Origin of the sequence: Streptomyces sp. A012304 (assembly GCF_026008495.1) — a bacterium.
In the GTDB taxonomy this organism is placed as follows: Bacteria; Actinomycetota; Actinomycetes; order Streptomycetales; family Streptomycetaceae; genus Streptomyces.
This window is the reverse complement of record NZ_BQUN01000013.1, coordinates 90,968-97,520: the sequence shown is the minus strand read 5'-3', so window position 1 is coordinate 97,520 and position 6,553 is coordinate 90,968. Positions and strand designations below refer to the sequence as shown.

Sequence of the window (6,553 nt, the reverse complement as noted above, 5' to 3'; positions counted from 1 at the left end):
CCCCCGCGACGGCGGCGGTCGGTGCCGGCCGGCCCTCCGCCACCGCCTCCAGCGCCGCGGCCACCTCCGCCGCGCCCGGCCGCCGGTCGGGGTCCCGTGCCAGGAGCCGTACGAGGAGCGGGCCGAGGCGGCCGGCCTGTTTCGGCTCGGGCGGGTCGGCGGCGAGGATCGCGGCGAGCGTCGACTCCGGTGTCGTACGGCGGAACGGGGACCAGCCCTCCACGGCGGCGTACAGCAGGACGCCGAGGGACCACAGGTCGGAGGCGGGGCCGGCGCCCCGTCCGGACATCCGCTCCGGGGCGACGAACTCCAGGGACCCGACGAACTCTCCCGCGGCGGTGAGGGACTCCTCGCCCTGGACGTGCGCGATGCCGAAGTCGGTGAGGACGACCCGGCCGTGCGGGCCGAGCAGCACGTTGGCGGGCTTCACATCGCGGTGGACGATGCCGACGGCGTGCGCGGCGCGCAGAGCACCCAGGACGGCGTGTCCGACGCGAGCGGCCTCGGCGGGGTCGAGGGGGCCGCGTCGGAGCACCTCGTGCAGGGACTCGCCGCGGACCAGTTCCATGACGATCCAGGGCAGTCCGTCCGGGCCGGCGGTCTCCTCCTCCACGACGACGTCATGGATGGAGACCGCGGAAGGGTGTTCGACCCGGGCGGCGGCCCGGGCCTCCCGGTAGAGGCGGTGGGCGGCCCGCCGGTGTTCCTCGTCCTCCGGCTTGCCGGGCAACCGCGGTTCCTTGACGGCGACTTCACGGTCCACCAGCTCGTCGTGGGCCCGCCACACGGTGCCCATGCCGCCGGAGCCGATGCGTTCGAGCAGCCGGTAACGCCCGCCGACTGTCCGGCCCTTGTCGCCTCCCGCGTCACCGCCGTAGCTCATGCCCCATCACTACCCTGCGCAACGTCCGCTTGTCGACGCGGCCGGACGCCCGCGCCCCCTACACCTTGTCGAGTTCCAGATGGGCGATCGCCGTGCGCGCCACCTCGCGGCCGCGTTCGGTGAAGTCGCCCTTGCCCGGATACCCGATGGTGAGCTTGTACATGTCACCGGTGGTGGACTTGTAGTAGAAGATCTTCAGCTCGCGGGGACGGGGGTCCTGGGTGTCGTCCGTGGTGTACGTGACGGTGTTCTCGGCGGCCTTGCGGCCCTGGAAGGTCACGTTGTCGTCGGGTGCGGTCCTCGGCCCCTCCGGCATGTCGAGGCCGTAGCTGCCGCGCTCCTTGAACTCGTCGTTGTCGGCGTACATCTCGGCGGCCGCCGAGCCCTTGATCTCGTTGCCGGTGTCCTCGGCCTTGCGGTCCACCTTCAGCACGACGGAGACGGCGCCGCTCGGGTCGGTGTAGCTGACCCAGTGGCCGTCGTCCGACTTCCGGTCGGGTCCGCCGGGCCGGTAGCCCTGGGGCACCGCCAGCGTCGCCGTGAGGTCCTTCACGTGGTGGGTCGCCCAGCCGCCGGGCAGCGCGCCGGCGAACGGGTCGGTGACCACCAGCCAGGACGCCACCGCGGCGGCGACGACCGCCGCGCCGAGCCCGGTCCAGAACGCCTTGCCGCCGACTTTGACGCCCCAGCCGCCGCGTCCCGCCATGACCTTGACGCCCCAGCCGCCGACCGCGGTGTCCGCGGCGGGCACCGGGCCGGGCGCGGGTGCCGTGACCAGCTGGGTGGGCTGCGGCTCCGGCGGGTTCGCGGCCTGCTCCAGCAGCGCGCGGACCCGGGCGGCCGGCGGCCGGCGCGCCGGGTCCTTCTCCAGCAGTCCGTTGATGGCCTCGGCGAGCGGCCCGCGCGCGGCGGCCGGCGGGGCGGGCACGGCGTTGAGGACGGACTGGAGGGTGGCCGGCGTGTTGCTGCGGCGGAACGGCGACACACCCTCCGTCGCCGCGTACAGCACGACGCCCAGCGACCACAGGTCGGACGCCGGTCCCGGCCGCTGCCCCAGCACCCGCTCGGGCGCGATGTACTCGGGCGAGCCGACGAAGCCGCCGGTGTCGGTGAGGTTGGTCTCGCCCTCGATCTGGGCGATGCCGAAGTCGGTGAGGACGACCCGGTCGTGCCGGCCGAGCAGCACGTTGTCGGGCTTCACGTCGCGGTGCAGGATGCCCGCCGCGTGCGCGGCCTCCAGCGCGCCGAGCACCTCCAGGCCGATCCGGGCGGCCTCGCGCGCGCTCAGCGTGCCCTCCTCGAGGGCGCTGCCGAGCGAACGTCCGTGGACCAGCTCCATCACGATCCACGGCCGGTCGTCGACGACCGCGACGTCATGGACGTTCACCACGGCCGGGTGGTCCAGCCGGGCCGCCGCCCGCGCCTCGCGCCGCATGCGCTCGAAGGCGTTGGCCCGTTCGCGGTCGGGGAGGTGGTCGGGCACACGGGGTTCCTTGACGGCGACCTCGCGGTCGACCGTCTCGTCCTTGGCGCGCCACACCGTGCCCATGCCGCCGTGCCCGAGCTTGGCGAGCAGCCGGTAGCGGCCGGCGATGAGCCGCCCGGCACCGGGATCGGCCTGCATGGGAGCGGACACCGGGGCGGATGCCTGCGGCGCGGCGAACCGCTGAGGGGAGGCGGCCTGGGCGGGCGTCACGTACGGGTTGTGGGGGTGCGGTACGGCCGCCATGGGCTGTTGCGCGTCCGCCATGGGCTGTTGCGCGTCCGCCACGGACTGCGGCGCGGCGGCCAGGGACTGCTGTGTGTCCGCCACGGACTGCGGCGCGGCCGACGCGAACTGCTGTGCGGCCGACGCGTGGTGCGGCGGCGCCGCGGCGTGCTGCGGTGCGGCCGCGGCCTCGTTCGGCGGTCTCAGGACGAAACTCGTCGTCTCGTCCGCCTCATGCGGGGCTCCCCCGTTGTTGCTCATGCATCCATCCATATCGCGCCACGCGGGCCGACATCCACCGGCCGGGCATACCGGTCACAGACCCGTGACGCGACCCGCTCCTTATTTACCTTTTATGCGAGCTACCTGGTGCGTGGGTGCGGTACGAGCGTGTCGACCGCGATGTCGAAGTACTCCCGTGCCGTCCGCGCCTTCCCGACCGGCGCCGACACCCACACGTCGTACATCCGGCCGTCCTCCTCCCAGCACAGGTCGTAGGTGTGGCGCGGGCCCTCCGCCGCGCTGAAGCCGTTCCAGGTGAACTCCCAGAGGGCGGCGGGGCGTCCGTCGCGGGTGGTCTCGGTGACGCGGCCGTCGCGGTAACCGGGATTGGTGCCGGGCCCGGCGGCGGCCGCGCGCAACATCACGGCGAGCGGCCCACCCGGCCGCGGCGCCGAGATCTTGATGCCGAGCCGGTAGGTCTCCCCCGGGGACAGGTAGAAGACGCGGTCGCCCTGCGAGGCTCGGGTGAACCCGGCCGGCACGGCGAGCGAGAATCCGGCGGGGTCGTCGACGACCCGGTATCCGGAGGGAGCGGTGGGGCGCTCCTGGGAGGTGGCGGTCGCGGCGGGCGAAGAAGGTGCCGTGGTCGGGGCGGCGGGTCGGGTCCCTCCCGGGGCCGAACTCGACGGCGTGCCGCCCCCGTCGCCGCCCCGGTCCGCCAGCAGCGCCGCCGCCGACACCCCCGCGCCCGCCATCGCGGCGACCAGCACCGCCGCCACCAGCACACCGCGCGCGGAACGCTCCCGGCCCGGCTGGTCCGACGCCGGCGACGACGACGGCGCTGACGCCAGGAGCTGACGGGGCAGGTCCGCGTGCGTCGGTGTGTACCCGCTCCGGCCCGGCCATCTGTGCCGTGTGCCCGCCGTCCCCGCCTCCGCGGACGCCGCGGCCGGCGTTCGCCCGGTGTCCAGGAAGGCCCGCAGCATCCGCTCCGCCTCCGCCGCGTCCAGCCGCCGGTCCGGATCGCGCTCCAACAGCCCCCGTACGACGGGCAGGAGCGGCGCGGCCTGCGCGGGCATACGGATCTCGGCGAAGACGACGGCGTGCAGGATGCCGCCCAGCGAGTCCCGCCGGAACGGCGATTCGCCGCTCAGCGCGGTGCACAGCAGCGCGCCCAGCGACCACAGGTCGGAGGCGGGCCCGGTCCGCTCCCCCGACATCCGCTCCGGCGCGGTGTACTCGGGCGAGCCGACGAACGAGCCGGTCTCGGTGAGCGTGGTGGCGCCCGCGACCTGCGCGATGCCGAAGTCGGTGAGGACGACCCGGCCGGTGGCGGACTCGATGAGGACGTTCGCGGGCTTGATGTCCCGGTGCAGGACACCGGCGGTGTGCGCGGCGCGCAGCGCGCTGAGCAGGTCGGCGCCGATCCGGGCCGCCTCCCGCGCGTCGAGCGGGCCGTGCTCGGCGATCCGGTCGGCGAGCGAGCCGCCGTCGATCAGCTCCATGACGATGCAGGGCCGTTCGCCGTCCTCGACGACGTCGTGCACGACGATGATGTGCGGATGGCTGAGCTGGGCGACCGCGCGGGCCTCGCGCAGGGTCCGGTCACGGCGGCCGCGGGCCTCCTCGGCGGAGAGCGAGCCGTCGTGGGCCAGCTCCTTCACGGCGACACGCCGTGCGAGCAGCTGGTCGGTGGCCCGCCACACGACGCCCATGCCGCCACGCCCGAGCCTGGCCTCCAGCCGGTAGCGGCCCGCGATGACCCGGACGTCGTCCCCCTCGGTCCCCATGGGCCCATGATGCCCCACCGGACCCGTCGCCTCCGGGGCGGCGTCCGGCCAAGTCACCCGGCGGCGCGGCAACGGTTCAGGAGCCGCTCCCCGGTTCCCGCCAGCTCTGCAGTACGGCCTTGAACTGCCGGGCGGTCGTCTCCCAGTCCTCGACGGGCGAGGACATGTAGATCGCGTACTCGGTGCCGTCCCGGGCGATGTACGTCTCCTCGATCGCGCGGCGCGGACCGGGGAACTTCGTGTCCTTGGCGAGCGCGGTCCAGGTGTACTCCCACTCGGCGCCGGCCCGGTCCCGGTAGATGTTCCGCTCCAGGGTGACCCGCTCGTAGTCGACCAGTCGCTTGAGCTCCTTTTCCAGGTCGCGCTGGTGTTCGTAGGGATCGTCGAAGTCCGGGGAGACGTCGACGGCGATGCGCACGAAGTGCTCGCCGCCGTCGGGGGTGTAGTCGATCTGCTTGAGGTCGCCGTCGTCCTGGTACACCTGCCGCGTCCAGCCCTCGGGCAGGGAGAGCGTGAAGCCCAGCGGGTCGGTGACCGGGGACCAGGACTCGGGGACGACGCCCCCCTCGGTCTGCTGGACGGTGGGGGTGGGCTCGGGGCTCGGTGTGGCGGAGGTGCCCTGGTCCCACTCCTGCAACACCACCGCCGTACCGCCGCCGATCAGCGCGGCGACGGCGAGCGCGAGGGCGAGAGTGCGCAGCCGACGGGGGCGGAACCGGGCCGGGCCGGTGGCGGCGGGCGTGCCGGGCCGGGACCGGCCGGCGGAGGTCTCGGCGGCCACGGACCCGGGCACGGGTGTCGTGACGTCCGTGTCGGGGTCGGCGACGTGTCGTGTCGGGGACACGACGTGGGTTCCGCTGCCGCGCGTGCCGCTCATGGTGTCCGTGCCGGTCGCGCCGTGCGGGACGCTCCGGCCGGAGCCTCCGTACCGCGTCGGCACGTACGCCTGCGCCGCGTCCGGTCTACGGCCCTCCGCCGCCTCGGCGAGCATGTGCTCGACCTCCGCGGTGGCGGGCCGGGCGGCCGGGTCCTTGCGCAGCAGCGCGGTGATGACGGGTTCGAGCGGGCCGGCGAACCGCGGTGGGGCGGCCTCCTCCTCGACGACCGCCTGCATCGTGGACAGCGGCGAGGTGCGGCGGAACGGCGAGCGGCCCTCCACGGCCGTGTACAGCGTCGCGCCGAGCGCCCACAGGTCGCAGGAGGGGCCCGGGTCCTGGCCCCGGACCCGTTCGGGGGCGAGGTAGTCGACCGAGCCGACGACCTCTCCGGTGCGGGTGATGGTGGTGTCGCCCTCGATCTGGGCGATGCCGAAGTCGGTGAGCAGGACCCGGCCGTCATGGCCGAGCAGGACGTTGCCGGGTTTGACGTCGCGGTGCAGGACGCCCGCGGAGTGCGCGGCGCGCAGGGCGCGCAGCACCCACAGGCCGATCCGGGCGGCCTCGGTGGGCTCGACGCGGCCCTCCTCCTTGACCGCGTCGGCCAGTGAACGGCCCTCGACGAGCTCCATGACGATCCAGGGGCGCCCGTCGTGTTCGAACACGTCGTGCACGGTGACCACGGCGGAGTGGTTGATCCGCGCGGCGGCGCGGGCCTCCGCCCGGGTGCGCGCCAGCAGGATGGCCTGGTCGCTCTCGGAGACGTAGAGCGCGGCCGTCAGCTCCTTGATGGCGACGGCCCGGTGCAGCAGCTCGTCGTGCGCGCGCCACACCCGGCCCATGCCGCCGCTGCCGATGGCGTCGGCGAGCCGGTAGCGGCCCGATATGAGCTGGCCCTGCATCTGATTCACGTTGCCCCGCAATGGTCTTGACAGGGTCAGAGTAAGGACCGGTCCGCGTCCGGGGAACCAGCGGGGTGGCAAGGAAACCGCACTGTGACGGTTGTCGCTTCTGGGGCGGTTGGGGAACCGAACGGCCGGGGGGCCCTCTGCGAGGCCCGCCCCGCCCCGAGCGC

Annotated in this window: 4 protein-coding genes; all 4 read right to left on the bottom strand. The window is 74.4% G+C overall.

The genetic code is table 11. The annotated features are described in order from the left end of the window. A partial coding sequence (locus ALMP_RS04565) for a serine/threonine-protein kinase (RefSeq protein WP_264924878.1) occupies positions 1-883 on the bottom strand: 883 nt, incomplete at its 3' end. A 58-nt stretch (positions 884-941) separates the two neighbouring features. After that, entirely contained in the window at positions 942-2,633 is a 1,692-nt protein-coding gene (locus tag ALMP_RS04560) for a serine/threonine-protein kinase (protein WP_375803431.1), read from the bottom strand. Positions 2,634-2,953: 320 nt separating this feature from the next. Then, entirely contained in the window at positions 2,954-4,603 is a 1,650-nt protein-coding gene (locus ALMP_RS04555; protein WP_264924876.1) for a serine/threonine-protein kinase, read from the bottom strand. 76 nt (positions 4,604-4,679) lie between these two features. Then, positions 4,680-6,380 carry a serine/threonine-protein kinase gene (locus tag ALMP_RS04550; protein WP_264924875.1) on the bottom strand — a complete coding sequence of 567 codons (1,701 nt, stop codon included), beginning with the start codon at positions 6,378-6,380 and terminating at the stop codon, positions 4,680-4,682. Positions 6,381-6,553: the final 173 nt, after the last annotated feature.

Excerpts from the sequence above, each read along its gene's own strand:
- ALMP_RS04560 (WP_375803431.1), bottom strand. The coding sequence starts at position 2,633 with ATGGCGGACGCGCAACAGCCCATGGCGGCCGTACCGCACCCCCACAAC.
- ALMP_RS04555 (WP_264924876.1), bottom strand. The coding sequence starts at position 4,603 with ATGGGGACCGAGGGGGACGACGTCCGGGTCATCGCGGGCCGCTACCGG.
- ALMP_RS04550 (WP_264924875.1), bottom strand. The coding sequence starts at position 6,380 with ATGCAGGGCCAGCTCATATCGGGCCGCTACCGGCTCGCCGACGCCATC.